At 58.1% G+C, this 17,462-nt stretch carries 12 protein-coding genes; 8 read left to right on the top strand and 4 right to left on the bottom strand.

Annotated elements, in window-relative coordinates; genetic code table 11:
- Positions 1-154: 154 nt before the first annotated feature.
- Positions 155-478 (bottom strand): UrcA family protein, encoded by a 324-nt coding sequence (locus tag HXX25_RS09855; RefSeq protein ID WP_187165753.1) that lies wholly within the window; start codon positions 476-478, stop codon positions 155-157.
- A gap of 318 nt (positions 479-796) precedes the next feature.
- Here HXX25_RS09855 and HXX25_RS09850 point away from each other — a divergent pair, with 318 nt between their 5' ends.
- The 4 genes from HXX25_RS09850 (at position 797) to HXX25_RS09835 (ending at position 5,757) form a co-directional block, all read left to right on the top strand.
- On the top strand, positions 797-2,173 hold the full coding sequence (locus HXX25_RS09850) for an MFS transporter (RefSeq protein ID WP_187165752.1): 1,377 nt from the start codon (positions 797-799) through the stop codon (positions 2,171-2,173).
- Positions 2,170-2,706, top strand: coding sequence for a DsrE family protein (locus HXX25_RS09845; protein WP_233346632.1), 537 nt, complete (start codon positions 2,170-2,172; stop codon positions 2,704-2,706). Before HXX25_RS09850 ends, HXX25_RS09845 begins: the two co-directional genes overlap by 4 nt.
- A gap of 83 nt (positions 2,707-2,789) precedes the next feature.
- Positions 2,790-4,667 carry a nucleoside-diphosphate sugar epimerase/dehydratase gene (locus tag HXX25_RS09840; protein WP_187165751.1) on the top strand — a complete coding sequence of 626 codons (1,878 nt, stop codon included), beginning with the start codon at positions 2,790-2,792 and terminating at the stop codon, positions 4,665-4,667.
- Between the two features lie 157 nt (positions 4,668-4,824).
- On the top strand, positions 4,825-5,757 hold the full coding sequence (locus HXX25_RS09835) for an acyl-CoA desaturase (protein WP_187165750.1): 933 nt from the start codon (positions 4,825-4,827) through the stop codon (positions 5,755-5,757).
- Here the strand turns inward: HXX25_RS09835 and HXX25_RS09830 are convergent.
- Positions 5,754-8,006 carry a PAS domain S-box protein gene (locus HXX25_RS09830; RefSeq protein ID WP_187165749.1) on the bottom strand — a complete coding sequence of 751 codons (2,253 nt, stop codon included), beginning with the start codon at positions 8,004-8,006 and terminating at the stop codon, positions 5,754-5,756. The two genes, HXX25_RS09835 and HXX25_RS09830, sit on opposite strands and share 4 nt — an antisense overlap.
- Positions 8,007-8,154: 148 nt before the next feature.
- Here HXX25_RS09830 and HXX25_RS14085 point away from each other — a divergent pair, with 148 nt between their 5' ends.
- The 4 genes from HXX25_RS14085 (at position 8,155) to HXX25_RS13860 (ending at position 14,250) form a co-directional block, all read left to right on the top strand.
- On the top strand, positions 8,155-10,014 hold the full coding sequence (locus HXX25_RS14085) for an ABC transporter ATP-binding protein (RefSeq protein WP_187165748.1): 1,860 nt from the start codon (positions 8,155-8,157) through the stop codon (positions 10,012-10,014).
- A 94-nt stretch (positions 10,015-10,108) separates the two neighbouring features.
- Complete coding sequence (locus HXX25_RS09820) at positions 10,109-12,961, top strand: pitrilysin family protein (protein ID WP_187165747.1); 2,853 nt, start codon at positions 10,109-10,111, stop codon at positions 12,959-12,961.
- Positions 12,962-13,069: 108 nt separating this feature from the next.
- Positions 13,070-13,579 (top strand): SRPBCC domain-containing protein, encoded by a 510-nt coding sequence (locus HXX25_RS09815; RefSeq protein WP_187165746.1) that lies wholly within the window; start codon positions 13,070-13,072, stop codon positions 13,577-13,579.
- 116 nt (positions 13,580-13,695) lie between these two features.
- Complete coding sequence (locus tag HXX25_RS13860) at positions 13,696-14,250, top strand: FKBP-type peptidyl-prolyl cis-trans isomerase (RefSeq protein WP_304607828.1); 555 nt, start codon at positions 13,696-13,698, stop codon at positions 14,248-14,250.
- On the opposite strand, the gene HXX25_RS09805 is transcribed toward HXX25_RS13860, so the two are convergent.
- Both HXX25_RS09805 and HXX25_RS09800 read right to left on the bottom strand, forming a co-directional pair.
- A complete protein-coding gene (locus HXX25_RS09805) occupies positions 14,247-15,731 on the bottom strand; it encodes a TadE/TadG family type IV pilus assembly protein (RefSeq protein WP_187165744.1) in 1,485 nt (494 codons plus the stop codon). The genes HXX25_RS13860 and HXX25_RS09805 overlap by 4 nt on opposite strands.
- Positions 15,732-15,838: 107 nt before the next feature.
- A complete protein-coding gene (locus HXX25_RS09800) occupies positions 15,839-17,386 on the bottom strand; it encodes a VWA domain-containing protein (protein WP_187165743.1) in 1,548 nt (515 codons plus the stop codon).
- Positions 17,387-17,462: the final 76 nt, after the last annotated feature.

Genomic DNA, 17,462 nt, shown 5'->3' with positions numbered 1-17,462 from the left:
AGAATTTGTTGGCAAAGGGCAATGCATCACATGAAAACACCCGGCGAAGGGCCGGGTGTTTCAAACAATTATAATGACTGACAGGAAAGAATGTTCCGCCGCGCCGGGAGAATTCAGAACCCGGCCGCGCTATTTCGCGTTACGACGGTCTCTATCAGACGCCATCATCCCGGGCGGCCAGTTCAACATTGTCTGATGCGCCGGTTGCCCGTTCATGCCTGGCCATAAGATCGGCGCTGTTGAATTGCGCGACCACGGCGTCGAGAACCTGCGTGTGGCAAGCGTCCAGCTGCGGCTCATCGACCAGGTCTGCGCAGTATTCCATTACGGCCATATCCAGCCGCTCGTATAGCTGAGATACGCTTTGCGTGTTTTCGAGATCAGACGTTTCGGCGGCAAACTGGAAGATGTCACCGGCCCCGAAAGCCGGAGCGGCCAATGCGCCCGCTGCGGCCAGAGCAAGAATTGTCTTTTTCATAGTGTTCTCCCCGTTTGTGTCAGGATCGTTATTTAACCGTCACGTGTTTGTCATATTTTTGTAAACGATTTGAATACGGACTAAAAGTGGATTTTTGTGACAATTGCATAGGTCTATTGAAGACTATTTATTTCAATTACTTATGTCTTTTTTCGGCGCGGAAACCCTGACATTCCGGCTGCGGCGGGAAGGTGTTTTCTGGCTCTGGATGAAGGAAAAACGTGCGCTAAGACGGAATAATTTGCCTCGCAGATGGCTTGGTCTAAAGTCCCGGCTAACACTACGCTCCGGAAAAAGGTGCGGGTCAGGGGAGAGCAGATGACAGATCAAGCGGCAGCGGGGGCAGCGCGCCCGCAGGGGTCGGGCTATGCCAATTACGTTATTCTGGCATTGTTCGTGGTTTACACATTCAATTTCATCGACCGGCAGATTGTTGCGGTCATGCAGGAGCCGATCAAGGCGCATTTTGACCTGTCGGACTTGCAACTCGGACTGTTGACTGGCCCTGCCTTCGCACTGCTCTATGCCGTTCTGGGGCTGCCCATTGCTTATCTGGCGGATCGCTGGAACCGGGTCTCGATTATCTCCATCGCACTGGCGGTCTGGAGCGCGTTCACGGCTCTCTTCGGCCTCGTGAATTCCTACTGGATGCTCTTCCTGATGCGCGTCGGCGTGGGGATTGGCGAGGCGGGATGTTCGCCGCCGGCGCATTCACTGATTTCCGACTACGTCCCGCCCCGCAAACGCGCCGGGGCCTTGTCGGTCTACTCTCTGGGAATTCCGATCGGATCCGTCCTCGGCATTCTGCTAACGGCGATCGTTTACCGCTGGATCGCCGATTATTATGCAGAAAATGGTGCGCCCGAATTTCTGGCCGCCATTGGCGCGGATGTGGCCTGGCGCGTCACCTTCCTGTTGATCGGCATTCCGGGCGTGCTTCTGGCCATCCTTGTCAAATTGACGGTCAAGGAGCCGGTCCGCGGACGGTTTGATGGAGCCGCACAGGATGGATCGCGGGCATCGCTGGGAGACGTGGTTCGCGCCCTGTCGAAGAAATCCTCTTTCTGGTATCTGGCCTTTGCTGCCGCGATCGCGTCTCTGGTCGGATATGGCCTGTTTCCCTGGTTGCTCAGCTACTTTATCCGCGAAGCGTTTCTTCATGATCCGACGCTTTCGCTTCAGGATGCGCTGGCCAATGCGGCCATTCCCTATTCCTTCGTGATTGGCGGCGGCGGTTTTGTCGGCACGCTGGCCGGGGGGTATCTGACGGACAAATTCTCGGGCAAATGGCTGGGAGCCTATGTGGCCATTCCCGGCGCAGCCTTGTTGATCTCGCTGCCCATCTACTTTGTGTCGCTGTCCATCCCGCCCACCTGGATCGCCTTCCTGCTGTTGGGAATCGCCAGTGCCCTGGGGTCGATGTGGTACGGGCCGGTCTGGGCGGTGGCGCAGAATCTGGTGAAGCCGTCCATGCGTGCCATGGCACCAGCGATTTTGCTTTTCATCATCAATGTCATAGGGCTTGGCATGGGGCCGCCAGCTGTCGGCGCGCTCAGCGACTACTTGCGTGAAGCCTATGGTGATGAGGCTTTGCGCTATGCCATTTTGATCATTGCCACGATGATCATTCCGGCGGCAGGTCTTTTCCTGCTGGCCTCGAGATCCATTGCCAAAGACTGGGAGGCCGGTGAATGAGATATCCACATGCTGTCATGATGGTCCTTGCGGGCGGATTACTCCTTGCCGGGGCCTCGCCGACATTGGCTCAAGAGGTGTTCTCGACGGGGCCGGTTATCGAGGGCTTCGGGCCGAATGCGTTGGTCCCCGGCGCGCAGGCCATCCCCGCTGACGCCGAATTCCGGGTCGTGTTCGACACGTCCACGCCTGCCGAAGAGGGTGAATTGAACCGGACGCTGGTGTCGGCGGCGCGCTTCATCAACATGCATGGCCGTGCTGGCGTGGATCCGGATAACATCCATATTGGCGTGGTCATTCACGGCCGCGCCGTGCGTGATGTCGCCGATGTCGCGGGCGGTCAGTCGGCCGCCAACGCGGAGCTCATCGCGGCACTTCTGGCGCATAACGTTGATATCTATGTGTGTGGCCAGTCGGCAATCTATTACGAGGTCGGGGCCGACGATCTGCTGCCGGGTGTCACGATGGCGCTGTCGGCCATGACGGTACACGCGCAATTACAACAAGCGGGCTATACGTTGAATCCATTCTGACGGGCTGCAAAAATTCGCGCATGCGAGCGCCACAATCCCTATAAGATGAACTCCTCATACAAATCGCTGGAGCGGGGACTCTATTGCTGACCATAACAACCAAGTTGCTGATTGATGTCCTGATTGCGCTCGGGGCATTTGCGGGCGGCTGGTTTCTCGCATCAGCGGGTGGTCTGCCGGCGGGCGGCTTCTGGGCCTGGCTGGCGAACGGATTTCTGTATGCGGCCCTGATTGTTATCGCCCAGTTGCCGGCGCGGGTTTATCGTCATTCTTGGCGTTATGTCTCCCCGCCTGATCTTCTGCGCATTGTCCAGGTAGCGCTGTTTGCAACGCTGGGACTGGCCGCCATCAATTACCTGCTTTTCCGCCAGGCCATGGGACCGGGGGAGTTTTACGGTTTCACATGGATGCTGGCGACCGGTGGCATGATGCTGGTCCGCACCGCTGTGCGGGCCGCCCGGGAACAGCGATTGTCGGAATTGCTTTCGCCTTTCCCGGCGAAACCGATGCATGCCGGCAAGCCCCGCATGATCCTGATCGGCACGCCGTCGGACGTGGACGCGGCGCTTCGTGAGGTGATCGACCGCGCGGATTTCGGCTATGAACCTGTGGGTATTGTTCTGGACGAGGATAGCCTGTCCGGGCAGGGCATACGCGGGATTCGGGTGCTTGGCAGCACCCGGGTTCTGGAAGCCATCGCCGACGCACAAACGGATGGCACGGAAAGCGACCTCGCCCTCGTCTTCACCGCGTCACCGACGTCTCTGAAAGGTATTGACCGGGCCGCGATTGCGCGGCTTCGAAAACGCGACTTCCGTATCCTCACCCTGCCGCGGACAGCGGAATTGTCGGAAAGCGATCATCGCCGTTTCCGGCTGCGCAAATTGAAGCTGGAAGATCTGTTGTCACGGCCACAGGTCAACTTGCCGGTGGAGCCCCTTCGGACCGGTTTTCGGGGTCGCCGTGTCATGGTCACGGGCGCTGGCGGTACAATCGGCGCAGAGCTCTGCCGTCAGGCGGCGGCGTTGGGATGTTCCGAGCTGGTGATGCTGGATCTCGCCGAGACGCCGCTCTTCGATATTGATCGTGAAATCTCCGAACGCTTCACCTCCGTGAAACGCCGGACGATGTTGCGGGATATCCGTGATGGCGAAGCTATTCGCGAGGCCGTGGGCGCGACGCGGCCGGAGGTGATTTTTCATGCCGCCGCGCTGAAACATGTCTCGCTGATGGAGGACCACCCCCGGCAGGCCGTGGAAACCAATGTGCTGGGAACGGCCAATGTCGCGAGGGCGGCGCGCGAGTTCGACGTTGCGCAAATGGTGCTGATCTCGACCGACAAGGCCGTGGAGCCTGTCAATGTCATGGGCGGCGCCAAACGCCTGGCCGAAGCGGTCGTGCACAAGATGGCTGACGAAGCCGAAGGCGTGACGCGGTTTGGCGTTGTCCGGTTCGGCAATGTGCTGGGGTCCAATGGTTCTGTCGTGCCGATTTTCCGTTCCCAGATCGAGGCCGGGGGGCCGGTGACCATCACGCATCCGGATATGGAGCGATATTTCATGACGGTCCCCGAAGCCGTCCAGCTGGTGCTGCATGCCACGCTGGAAGCGGCCAAGAATGGTGGCGAGCCGGCGGTCTATGTTCTGGATATGGGCGAGCCGGTCAAAATCATGGATATGGCACAGAGGCTGATCGAACTTTGCGCGCCTGCGGGTATGGAATCGGAAATCGAAATCGAAGTCACCGGCTTGCGGCCGGGCGAAAAGATTCGCGAGGCGCTGATCGATTCTGGCGAAAAGCTGATTTCAGCGATGGACGGGCTGCAAAAAGTGAAACCGAACGCAGGCAGCCGTCTGGCATGGCCGGAAATTGAACAACTGATTCAATTTTCACAAAAACACAGTGCTGTAGAGGTTTCCGACCGCATTCGATCCGAGGTCGGACGAATTCGCCAAAATTGAATGTTGAAAAACTGCAATTCCAAGTCGCGTTTTATAGCTGTAGTGCGTTTACGGACAATTCAGGCGGACTTGCCAGATTTATTGAAGTTCTCTCATTCTGCGCCACATTACTGAACGGCGTGACACTCACGCTATACATGTCTGGAAGGTAAAGTGCATGACACCTGATGAATCAATCATCGCGCGTTCCGAAGCGATCCTGAAGAACTGGCGCACGCTGGATTGGGCCAGCGTCTTTTCTGCCATCATATATCCGGTACTAGGTATCACGGCCCTGTTGGTAGCGGTCATTGCCGGCCTCGCTCTGGAGGGCGTTGCCGTTTACTGGTGGTATGCACCCCTGGCCATCGCGACCATCGCTGCGGCCGTCTTCATCTGTAATATGGGCATTGGTCCGCTCCATCGGGTTCTTCAACATCGCGCGGGACAACTCGCCGTGCCGGCGCAAATCATGGTGATGATCAATTGTATCATTGCGATGCAGGGACGCATGAAGGACTGGGTGAATTATCACACCCAGCATCATCACTGGGCGGACCGCGCTGGCGACCCGCACAATCCGCATGAGAGCAAGCTCTGGGCGTGGGTTGGCTGGCTGATGTGGCGTGATGAGGCGGATCTGGAGCGCCCTACGGCACGTTGGCTGGAGCGTTATTCGGTTGTGCGGTTTCACGACAAGCATTTTCTGTGGCTCTATCTGATCGCCCACCTGATGGTGCCGCTGGCAGCCTATGCGATCACCTGGGCGCTGGGTGGCCCGCTGATCCTGATTGCTATTCTCCACGCCTCACTGGTTATCGGGCGGGGGCTTCAATTCCATGCAACCACGCTCGGCGTGAACGTATTCGGCCATCTGAATACACCGAAATGGTTTGATTATGTGCTGGCCTTCCTGACCGGCGGCGAGGCGCTTCATGGTCATCACCATGAATTCCCTCGCAGTGCCCTGCATTTGCCCAAGCGGGGCATCTGGAACCGCATTGTCGACTACAACGGCACCGCATTGTTGATCATGAACAAGCTGAAGCTGGCCAGGGATCTGAAGATCGCGCCGCAATTCCTGCCCGCGCCAGTTCCGGTCCGGAACTAGGCGACGTTTTGCTGCGCTGAATGACGCGGCAGATAGATTGTGAATGTCGAGCCATTCTGCGGCCGGGTATCCACGGATATCCGGCCGTTTTGCCGGTCAACGGCCTGGCGAACGATTGCGAGGCCAATTCCGGCACCCTCGTATTCGCCGCGCGGATGCAAGCGCCGGAAGGGTTCGAAAACCTGGCTGGCGAATTTGGGATCAAACCCTATACCGTTGTCGCTGACCGAAATCGTCCATCCGCCCGGCTCATCAAGCATACGGATACGAATGTCCGGCGGCTGATCCGCGTGATATTTGATACTGTTGGAAACAAGGTTCTGGAGTATCTGGTTTAACAGAAACCGGTCTGCCAGAATGGCGTCGCTTCCCGAGACAGAGATCGTTGTGCCTGTCTGACTTATGGACGTCGACAAACGCGTTTTTATGTCCGTGATGAGCGCGTTGAGAGACAGCCGTTCCGGCTTCATTGGCCGGATTTCAAGTTGTGAATATTCCAGAACGTCGTCGATCAGTCTCTGCATTCGCGCGGCGGCATCGGACAGGTAGTCGAGATACTGGATCCCGTCAGGATCGAGTTTGGCGGCATGCCGGCTGGCCAGAATACCGGCAAAAGCGGTGATCTTGCGCAAGGGCTCCTGCAAGTCATGAGACGCAATGGTCGCAAAACGGTCCAGCTCCCGATTGGATCGCTCAAGGTCGCGATAGGCACGCCTCAGCTGGGTGACATCTGTAATCACACCGTAGCCAACCCGCTCGCCAGTGCCCGACCGGGTCTCAAGATAGGCGTTCATCAGCCCGTCTATCACCTCACCGTTTTTTTTCCGGAACTCCAGGGCCACATTTTTTGCCCGCCCATTCTTCATGAAGTCAGGCAAGGCATGATTTTCGGCATAAATCTGTGACTCTTCGGTTAGAAAGGTGCTGGCAGGTTTTCCTATAACCTCGTCACGATCATAGCCCATATGACTGAGCCAATAGGCGCTGACGTCTCTGACAACACCGTTTTCATCGATCTGATGCAGCATGGCCGGCGTGTTGCGGAAAATCGTCTCGAAGCGATTGCGCTCGGCTTCAAGATTTTTGCGCAGGGCAACTGTCTCCGTTTCATCCTTGATGATGCCGTTCGCCACGAGCCCCAGGCCGTCATCTGACCGACTTGTCACACCGCCGATGGAGCGGATCCAGCGCCATTGTCCGGCCTTGTCCTTGAGGCGGTATAGCACGTCACAGGAATTCGAACGGCCTTCGGCCATCGCAGCGGTTTGCCGAATAACTTCGCCCACATCATCCCGGTGTAGCAATGAACACCAATAGGCCCCGGTGAATTCTTCGTTTTCCGACTTCAGATTGACGAGTCGCGCGAGGGGACCGCTCAAACGGCAGGTATTCCCAACCAGATCAAACCGCCAGGCCGCCAGATCCGCCGCTTCCAAAGCGGAATCGAGATACTGTTCGGTCTCGGTCGACTTTTCTTCGAGCGCTTTGCGCTCGGTGATGTCGGCAAATGTTCCCGCGGCCACAAGGGGCGTTCCATCGGGTGCCCGTCTGATCACGCGCCCGGTGTCCCTTGTAAAAATCAAAGCCCCGTCCGGTTGCTGGAATGTCAGAAAGGTCTGGGCATGTCCCGTGTTCAAAAGATCCTGCATAAACCGCTTGCAGGCGACGACGCCGTCGTCGGTGAGGCGCTGCTTCCATTCGTCCAGAGACAGCCGACCCTTTTTCTCCTTGATGCCGAAAATATCCGCTGCGGCCGGGCCTGCCAGTTCGATCTCATTCGTCACCAGATCCATCCGCCACGCTGTGTCATGAACGGATTCCAGGGCGTCCCGGAATAATTGTTCGGTCTCTTCTGCCAGCCCGGTGCGGTAGACCGTTTCGGTGATGTCCCGGATGATACCGATGAAGCCTGAGGGATTGCCCTGCTTGTCTGCAAAAACGGCGGCTTTGGTTTCGCCGATGATTTCATGCCCTGATTTCGATCTGTAAAGCGCATAGTAAATGTCGTCAGGTGGCTGACCGCCCAGCTTGGCGAGTTCGGTGGCGATTTCCTGAAACTGGGCTGTGTCGCGATAGAGACCTTCCGTCGTGTGTCCGATGACTTCACCCGGCTCATAGCCGAACATTTTCGTAAAGCCGGGATTGACGAATTGCACGCGCCTGTCTTTGCCAACGACAACGACGGCATGGGTCGTGTGCTGATAGAGGGCCTCGAGAACGCCGGAATGAAAATCCTGATCTATCGACATGCAGACTCCCGAATCGCAGCGCAGGATACGAAATCCCCACCAATTCGTAACCTTATTCGCATTGCTGTTACCCGCCTGATGTGAAGGCTGGCCAAAACGGTCGCGGGCTTTATCCTCGCAGCGTTGGCCAAACCAAGGATGACCCCGCGTGACACAACAGCCCAGCACTGGTTCCAGCCCCATTCTCTCGGTTGAAGATCTGGCCATTACCTTCTCGACACCGGACGGTGCCGTCGAGGCCGTAAAGGGGATCAATCTTCATATCAATCCGGGTGAATGTCTCGCCGTTGTGGGCGAGTCGGGATCGGGCAAGAGCCAGACTTTTCTGTCGGCGATGGGATTGCTCGCCACGAATGGCCGCGCGACCGGGTCGATCAAGTATCGCGGGACAGAAATACTCAATCTGCGGCCGGGGAAACTCAACAATATCCGCGGCAAGTCGATGACGATGATTTTCCAGGATCCGTTGACATCGCTGACGCCGCACATGCGCGTTGGCGATCAGATGCGCGAAGTTCTGAAAAAGCACATGCGCCTCCAGGGCGCTGCTGCGGACCAGCGCGCGCTCGACTGGCTGGAGCGGGTCCGGATTCCGGAAGCCAAAAGCCGGTTAAAGCAATATCCGCATGAATTATCCGGCGGAATGCGTCAGCGCGTGATGATCGCCATGTCCATGCTTTGCGAGCCTGACCTTCTGATTGCGGATGAGCCGACCACAGCTCTGGACGTGACCGTTCAGGCTCAGGTTCTCGACATCATGGATGATCTGAAACGGGAAACCGGCGCTGCGATTGCGCTTATCACGCACGATATGGGTGTCGTCGCGCGGATGGCAGATCGCGTCGAGGTGATGCGCCACGGCGTCTATGTTGAAAGCGGCCCTGTCGACCAGATTTTTCACAAGCCGGAAAACGAATACACCCGGATGCTGCTGGACGCGATGCCGCGCATCGACCAGCCAGACAAGCTGGGACATGTCGCCTTGCCATCCTATACGGAGATCAAGGGCTCGGAGCCGATGCTCACCGTCGATGACGTCAAAGTCCATTTTCCGATCACGGTCGGGGGTGGCCTGTTTCCCAAACGCAGGCCGCTGAAAGCCGTTGATGGCGTGAGTTTCGATCTTCGCAAAGGCGAAACCCTCGGCGTCGTGGGTGAATCCGGCTGCGGAAAATCGACGCTGGCCCGCGCCGTTCTGCAGCTGGTGCCGACGACGGCGGGCTCCGTCGCGTGGCTGGGCCGGGATCTGACCTCCATCAGCAAGGGAAGTTTGCGCAAGACGCGCCGGGATTTGCAGATCGTTTTCCAAGACCCTCTGGCGTCCCTTGATCCACGCATGACAGTCGGCGCTTCGATTGCCGAACCGCTGCTCACCTATGAAACTCGCCTCAATCGCTCCCAGAGGCAGGACCGCGTGCGTGCGATGATGGAAAAGGTTGGACTCGATCCCGACATGATCAATCGCTATCCGCACGAATTGTCCGGCGGTCAGAACCAGCGCGTGGGCATTGCCCGCGCCATGATACTGAGCCCGAAGCTGGTGATTTGCGACGAGGCGGTGTCGGCGCTGGATGTGTCCATTCAGGCGCAGATCATCAAATTGCTGATCGACCTTCAAAAAGAGATGGATTTGTCGATGATCTTCATTTCGCACGATCTCTCGGTCGTGCGGGAAGTCTCGCATCGCGTCATGGTGCTGTATCTTGGCCGGGTCGTGGAGTTGGCCGACCGCAAGGCGATTTATGACGATGCCCGGCATCCCTATACGCAGGCACTGATCTCCGCCGTTCCCATTCCGGACCCTGCCGTGGAAAAATCGCGCGAGCGCCTGAAGCTTGAGGGCGATTTACCGTCTCCGATGGACCCGCGTGCGCAATTGCGCTTCCTCAAATCCAGGCTGGTGGACAAGGCGGGGGTCGAACAATATCGGCCGCAGCTTGAAGAAGTCTCGCCCGGGCATTTCGTGGCGGAACACGATCCGATCGAGACCGTGCTCGCGAGCGACTAGGCTCCCGGTCAATCTGACCTATTGTTCACTAAGTGAATTGGTGGCGCACCTGTAGGGTGCGGCACAGCGACTCTGTTTTTTAAAAGGATCGACCATGTTTCCAGATATTCGCGGCCTGCGCCGACCACTGTTTGCATTTGCTGCGGGCCTTGCCATGGCCATGGCACCGTTTGGGGCCGCCAATGCTTTACAGGGTGAGGGGTTTGCGCAGGACCGAAGCGATATCGCCGCGGACCCGGCCGTTCGCTATGGTCAGCTGGATAATGGTCTGCGCTATGCGATCCTGCAAAATGATACGCCGCCGGATACCGCATCCATCCGCATGGCATTCAATGTCGGCTCCATGGTGGAAGAGGATGATCAGCGCGGTCTGGCGCACTTCATCGAACACATGGCATTCAACGGGTCGGAAAATGTTCCGGAAGGTGAAATGGTGGCCTTGCTGGAGCGTTACGGCTTGCAGTTTGGTCCGGATACGAATGCGGGCACCAGTCGCGAATATGTCGTGTATCAGCTCGATATGCCCGAAGTTGACGATGAAACCATTGATACCGGCCTTTTCATCATGCGGGAAACGGCTTCGAATCTGACCCTTGATATCGATGCCATTGACCGGGAACGGGATATCATTCTGTCCGAAGAGCGCCTGCGGAACACACCGGTTCGGCGCTGGAGCAATGCGTTGATGGAGTTCCGATATCCTGACTCTCTCGTGGCGCAGCGCGATGCCATCGGGATTCCGGAGGTTATCCAGACCGCCCCTCGGGAAGCCTTTGCGCGCTATTACGATGAATTCTACAGGCCGGACCGGGCGATGCTGGTGATTGTTGGCGATATCGATGTTGACCGTGTCGAGGCCGAAATCGCCGACGTCTATGCCGACTGGGCAGCCTCCGGAAACCCCGCCGGACCACCTGTGGCGGGCTCGGTGGATCCTGATCGCGGTTTTGAGACCGGATATTTCCATGATCCGGATTTCTTCACCGTTCTGACCGTTGAATCGGTTCAGCCCGACACAATTGAAGAGGATACGATGGCCAGCCGGTTTGATGGCCTTCTGGATTCCCTGGCGACCGGGATTGTGTCGCGCCGGATGTCGACCATCATCAGCTCCGGAACGTCACCGCTTATTCAGGGCGGCGCAAATTTCTCGACTGAAGAATACGGATTTGCCGCCCGCGCCAATATCCTGGCCGTCGCCCAGCCAGACCGCTGGGAAGAGGGGCTGGCCGTCGTTGAGCAGGAATTGCGCCGCGCCCTCGAGCACGGCTTTACGCAGTCAGAACTCGACGAACAGCTGACCAATTTGCGCACGGCACTGGAAACCTCGGTTGAGCAGGCCGATACCCGCGTCTCCTCGTCGCTTTCCGATGCACTGTGGAGCAGCTGGCGGTTCAATCAGGTTTTCGGACACCCGGTCGACGCCCTTGCACGTTACAATGAATATGAAGACGACATCACGGTTGAGGCCGTCCATGCCGCCTTCCGGGACCAGTGGGCGGGAAATGGCCCGCTCGTCTTCCTCGCCACATCGCTCGAAATTGATAACGCGGAAGCCCGTATTGCCGATGTCTGGAATGAGAGCGCTCAAACCGCTGTCGACGCCATGGAAGACGTCGAGATTGCGGCCTGGGCCTATGAGGACTTCGGAACGCCTGGCGAGGTTGTTGAGCGAACGGAAATTGACGATCTCGGCGTGACCCGTCTGGTTTTCGACAATGGTGTTCGTGTCTCTCTCAAGCAGACCGATTTCGAGAATGATGTCATCCGGATGACTATGACGTTCGGCCGGGGCGATCTCGAGCCTCGCAATGAGGCCGTTGTCGATACGGTGGCCAGCAGCGTCTTCACGTCGGGCGGCCTTGAAGCGCATTCCTTCGATGATCTCGGCCGCATTCTGGCGGGACGCAATGTCGGTGGAAGCTTCAGCGTCAATGCCGGGTCTTTCAGCATGTCGGGTTCCACCACGCCGGCCGATCTCGAGCTGCAATTCCAGTTGTTTGCCGCCTATATGACGGCCCCCGGCTACCGCCCGGAAAGCCTCGCCCAATTCCGGGCCAGCCTGCCGGAGTTGCGGCGCAATCTCGGCTCTACGCCGGGCGGCGTCCGGACGCGTGATATTTCCCGCATGCTGAGGTCGGGCGATCAGCGGTTCGGATTCCCGACACAGGACGAAGCGGATGACGTTGATCTGGACGATGTCCGGGCCTTTCTGACGCCGGCACTTGAAAGTGCGCCGATCGAAATCACGGTCGTTGGTGATTTTGAAGAGCAAGCCGTGATTGATGCTATCGCTGCCACTATCGGTGCCCTGCCGGACCGCGCCGAAGACTGGCCGGAATATGACGACAACCGCATTCTGGAATTCCCGGAGGCGACGGAAACACCGATTGTCCTGACCCATAATGGCGGCGACGATCAGGCGCTGGTCAATGTCTATTGGCCCACGACAGATGATAGCGATGTTCATGTGTCGCGGACCATTCGCCTGATGCGGGCCGTCCTGGCCCTGAAGCTGACGGAGCGGCTACGCGAAGGCGAAGCCTTTACCTATTCGGCGTCGTCCTCGAATGTGGAAAGCTTCTACCATCCCGATTACGGCTATCTCTATGTCGGTGCCGATGTCCGGGTCGAAAACATTGATCCCGTTTACGAAGCGATCGGTCTGATTGCCGCCGATATGGTCAATGGCGAGATTACGGATGACGAGATGCTGCGTGCGCGCCGCCCCCTGCTCGAACAGATCCAGAATGCCTTTGAAAGCAATGGCGTCTGGCTGGGCTGGCTGTCGCAGTCTTTTGAATACCCGGAGCGGCTGGATCGGATACGGACCATCACGGATGATTATTCCGACATCACGCTGGAAGAGATTGTCGTGATCGCCCGCACCTATCTGTCCGCCGATACAGCCTATCGGGTCACCGTTGTACCGGCTGCCGCCGAGTAACGCTTCGTTCCCGTTCCCAAAGGGCGGCCGGAGCCACAAGAAAGACCTCGCCGCCAACGCGGGAATGGCCTAGCGTTGGCGGCGGAAATATCGGCTCGGGGGATTGTGATGTTCCGGATATTGTTGGTTGCCATTCTTGGTCTTGCCCTGTCGTTTGGCGCGGCACGGGCGACAGACCGGATCATTGTTTCGTCCGTTGAGGTCGAGGCCAGTCCGGCCCAGATCTGGGATTTGTGGACAACCGAGGACGGTCTGACCTTCTTTGCGCCCGAATCCCGTATCGATCTGCGGCCCGGCGGCACTTATGAAGTCTATTTCCTGCCCGACGCACCGGACGGCCAACGGGGTTCGGAAGGGACGACCGTGCTGGGGTTTCAGGAAAACCGGATGCTGTCCATCACATGGGCCATGCCACCTTACATGCCGGAGGTGCGGCCACATCTGACGCCACTGACCATCGAGATCGTACCGGTGTCTGACACCGTGACGTCCGTGACCATCACGCATACCGGATGGGGCGAGGGCGGCGAATGGGACGAGGCCTATGCCTATTTCCAGCAGAACTGGCCGCTTGTCCTGACCGCCATGTCGGAAGCATTGACCGCCACCGCCGAATAGGTTGGCATAACGCCAGTATTCTTTTCATTCCTCACCGGGAGTTTGTTATGCGTCTTGCTGCTCTTTCATCGATCATTTTTCTGGCGGCCTGCTCCAGCGCTCCGACGGAGCCGCCGATGCCAACAGACCCATCCGACGCGCTATCGATTGTAAACGCCGCGCGTCAATGTGATCCGGCCGACTTTGCAGACATGGATGTACCGGATATCGGGCGCCCTCAATTCGAGGGCAATCCATCGCAGGCCGAGCGCAATCAGCTCGAGGGTGAGCTCTATATCGAGCGCATGAGTCTGCAGCCCTGCGTCTATGCCTTGCCGTCCGGGCTTCATTTCAGGGTTTTGCGGGCTTCCGGTGAAGACGCGCTGACGCCGGAAGGCGGTGAAATGGTCCGTGTTCACTATGAGGGCACCAATATTGATGGTGAAGAATTTGACTCTTCCTACGCGCGCGGTGCGCCCGCAGAATTCCCGTCGGACCGTCTGATCCGTGGCTGGGTTGAAGCGCTCGGCCTGATGCGGACGGGCGAAGAGTGGGAGCTCTTCATTCCCGCCGAGCTGGGATATGGCGCGCGTGGCACGCCGGGCGGCCCGATCGGCCCCAATCAGGCACTCTATTTCCGGATGGAGCTCATCTGCCTTCCGGGCCGGGAAGACGGTGGCTGCGAAGCCTAACGCGAGAGGCGCAGATTGGTCAGATCGCCGGCAATCAATTCAAAGGCATTTCGCAGGGCTTCACTCGAGGGGCTGTCGAAGTAGAGGCTGGGGTGCGAGGCGCAATCGCGCATCATGTCCCGCGTCGACGTCGAGTTGACCTGGAAGGTAATTGTATAGACGCGGATGCCCTGGTCGCGCGCATAGGCACAGGCCGCCGCAGTTCTCTCGTCGAGTGCATTTCCGAGTGCCCATGAGCTGGATGTGACGAGACCGAGACGCCCTTCGCGGATATAGCCATATCCGGAATAATCCGAGTAATTGATATTCCCGCGCCCGTTGATGACGTTTTCACCGTCCGTCAGGATCACCATCGCCTTGATATTCTCGTCATCATCATAGGGGTTGCCCTCGGTGAAGGGCTCCTGGGGTGACAGTACGCGCACGCCCCAACTGATGCCGATGGGAATATTCGTTGTCCCGCTGGCAATCATATTGTCCACCGCGGCGTCAATTACAGACCGGCTCTGGGTCAGCGGCGTGATCGGGCGCGCCGTGCAGCCCCAGTTCGAGGCGGCACCAGACGGGTTCACACCGGAATACTTGTAGGCATTCATCAGGCGGAAGAGCTGGTTGGAGCTGCCCGTGCCGTCGGACATATAGCTGTTGCTATAGCCCGAATAATAGCTGGGTTCGTCCGGCGCAAAATAGGGCAGGAAGAGCGTGTCCGGATCGGATGGAGAGGGCGGTACATCCTCGATGTCCAGCGGGATGTCGCGCGCCTCCACACACCCGTCCCAGCTTTCATACTGCATGGAGTCAATGACATCCCAGCGATTGGCATCGGGGTAGAAATTGTTTGAATGATTGGGGGCAATCCCGTCCGGATCGAGCCACCAGGCGCGTTCATATCCTGTCCCCACATTCACAGTGGAGGAGAATGGCACCAGCCCGATTTCCAGCATGTCGGGGTCATCGGCATTGTCGTGCAGGATATCGGTCAACATATGGGCGGCATCGCGCAAAGCGCTGATCCTGGAGCCCGACATGGAGCCGGTATTATCGAGCACCATGACGAGCTCGAGTGCTGTGCGTGCGCGTCTTACCTCGGTTTCCCATTCCACCGTCAGGTGCTCGATACCGATCAGGCCGAGAAAGGCGGTTTGAACCCGTGAGGTGCCGGCGACGGTCACAATGTTGCTGGTGTCGTCGACATTGACGCTGATCGGCCCCAGATCTCCGATTTCATAGTCCGGATAATTGGCCGCGACGATGGACTGGGCGAGCGCAATGGCGTCTTGGGGCAGCAGGTTGGGCGACGCGCCGACAGCCAATGCAGCGGCATCGAGCGATTCCGCAAGGCGGCCTCTGGCATTCATGGCCTGATTGAAGTCAACGGCCCCGCCGCCCATCACGACAATGGGCACCAGCATCAGGGAGAAAATCATCGCGACATTGCCGCGTGTATTCTTGCTGAAAGATCGAAGCTGTGACCGCAGCATGATCGCCAATTCCTGTTTTGTGAGACAACAGGAATCCGTAAATCTTGACCTCGTGCACGGGCTTCTCGTGCACGAGGTTAAGATCTTGTCGCTGGAATGCTTCTGATTTAGCGCGAAATGCGCAGGTTCGAGAGATCGCCGGCGATGACTTCAAAAGCGCTCTCGAGGGCCTCATTCGACGGGCTGTCGAAATAGAGGCTCGGGTGAGAGGCGCACTCTTCCATCATCCGGCGGGTGGAGGACGAGTTGACCTGAAAGGTGATCGTGTAGACCCGAATGCCCTGATCGCGTGCATAGCGGCAGGCGGCCAGTGTGCGTTCATCAAGAGCGTCGGAAAGCCGGTTGCTGGACGAGGTGCGAATGCCCAACCGGCCATCTGCAATATAGCCATACGCATTGTAGCGGGACATCAATGCGGAATTGTGCCCGCTAAGCACATTCTCGCCATCGGTCAGAATCACCATGGCCTTGATCGTCTCCCGGTCACCGTAAGCCGCACCTTCCGTGAAAGGCTCCTGCGGTGACAGCAGGCGAATGCCCCAGCCGATTCCGTTCGGAATATTGGTATTGCCGCTGGCCCCCATGGCGGAGATGGCATCGTCGACCGTGCGGCGATTACTGGTCATCGGCGTTACCGGAGTCGTGGTGCAGCCGTTGTTTGGCCCACCGCCGGACGGGCGGCCATCATCATATTTTGCCAGATTCATCAGCCGTTCGTGAATACCACCACCCGTGTCGTCATCCAGATAGTCATTGTAGAAGTTAGAAATATCCGGCTCATCCGGTGCAAAAAACGGAAGAAACAGCGTTTCGGGATCAGCCCGGCTTGGCGCCACATCCTCGATGTCGAGGGGAACAGCGCGGGCTTCGACGCAGCCCGCCCAGCTGGTATTGCGCAACTGGTCAAAGAGCTCCCAGGCGTTCGGCGTGATGGTTTCTGTCGTGCACGTCCGCCGGCGGCGACGTCCCGTACATGTCTCGATTTCCTGGGCACCGCCCGCCCATTGCGCATGCAGCGGACTCTCCGCGTTTGGATCCAGCCACCAGGCACGTTCATATTGAGTGCCGACATTCACAGTTGCCGCAAACGGGACCAGTCCGACCCGGACGTCTTCCGGCTCTTGCGCGCCGCTGTAGAGAATATCCGTGAGCAAATGCGCAGCGTCTCGCAGAGACCTGATTTTGGAGCCGCCCATGGAGCCGGTATTGTCCAGCACCATGACCAGTTCGAGATTTTGCTGGGCACGGCGAACCTCGCTGGTCCAGTCAACATTGATATAATCCATGCCCATGATGCCGAGCAGTGTTGTGCCAACGCGCGACTGACCGGAAATCTGAACAACGCCATTGACCTCATCAATGCTTATTGAAACCGAATGCACGCTGCCGATCTCGCGAGCGGGATAATTGGCTTCGATATAGTCGAGTGCCATCTGTTCGGCCTGTCCGCGCGAAAGGTTGGGCTGCGAGCCGACTGCCAGCGCAGCCGCATCAAGCGCTTCGGCGAGGCGTCCGCGGGCATTCATGGCTTGTGCGAAATCAACCGCGCCACCGCCCATGACCGTGATCGGAGCGAGGCTGATAGCAAAAATCGTTGCGACATTTCCGCCCGTAGCCCGGAAAAAGCGCCGAAGTTTTGAATAAATTCCACCCATCTGAACAGGCCTTTATTTACCATTCAAGCGCGAAGAATGACCGAAATCTCTTAAAATCGCGTGGAAAGAGAGGGTT

The organism is Hyphobacterium sp. CCMP332 (assembly GCF_014323565.1).
GTDB lineage: Bacteria > Pseudomonadota > Alphaproteobacteria > Caulobacterales > Maricaulaceae > Hyphobacterium.
Note: the sequence above shows the minus strand (reverse complement) of the source record. Positions and strands in the feature narration are given on the sequence as shown.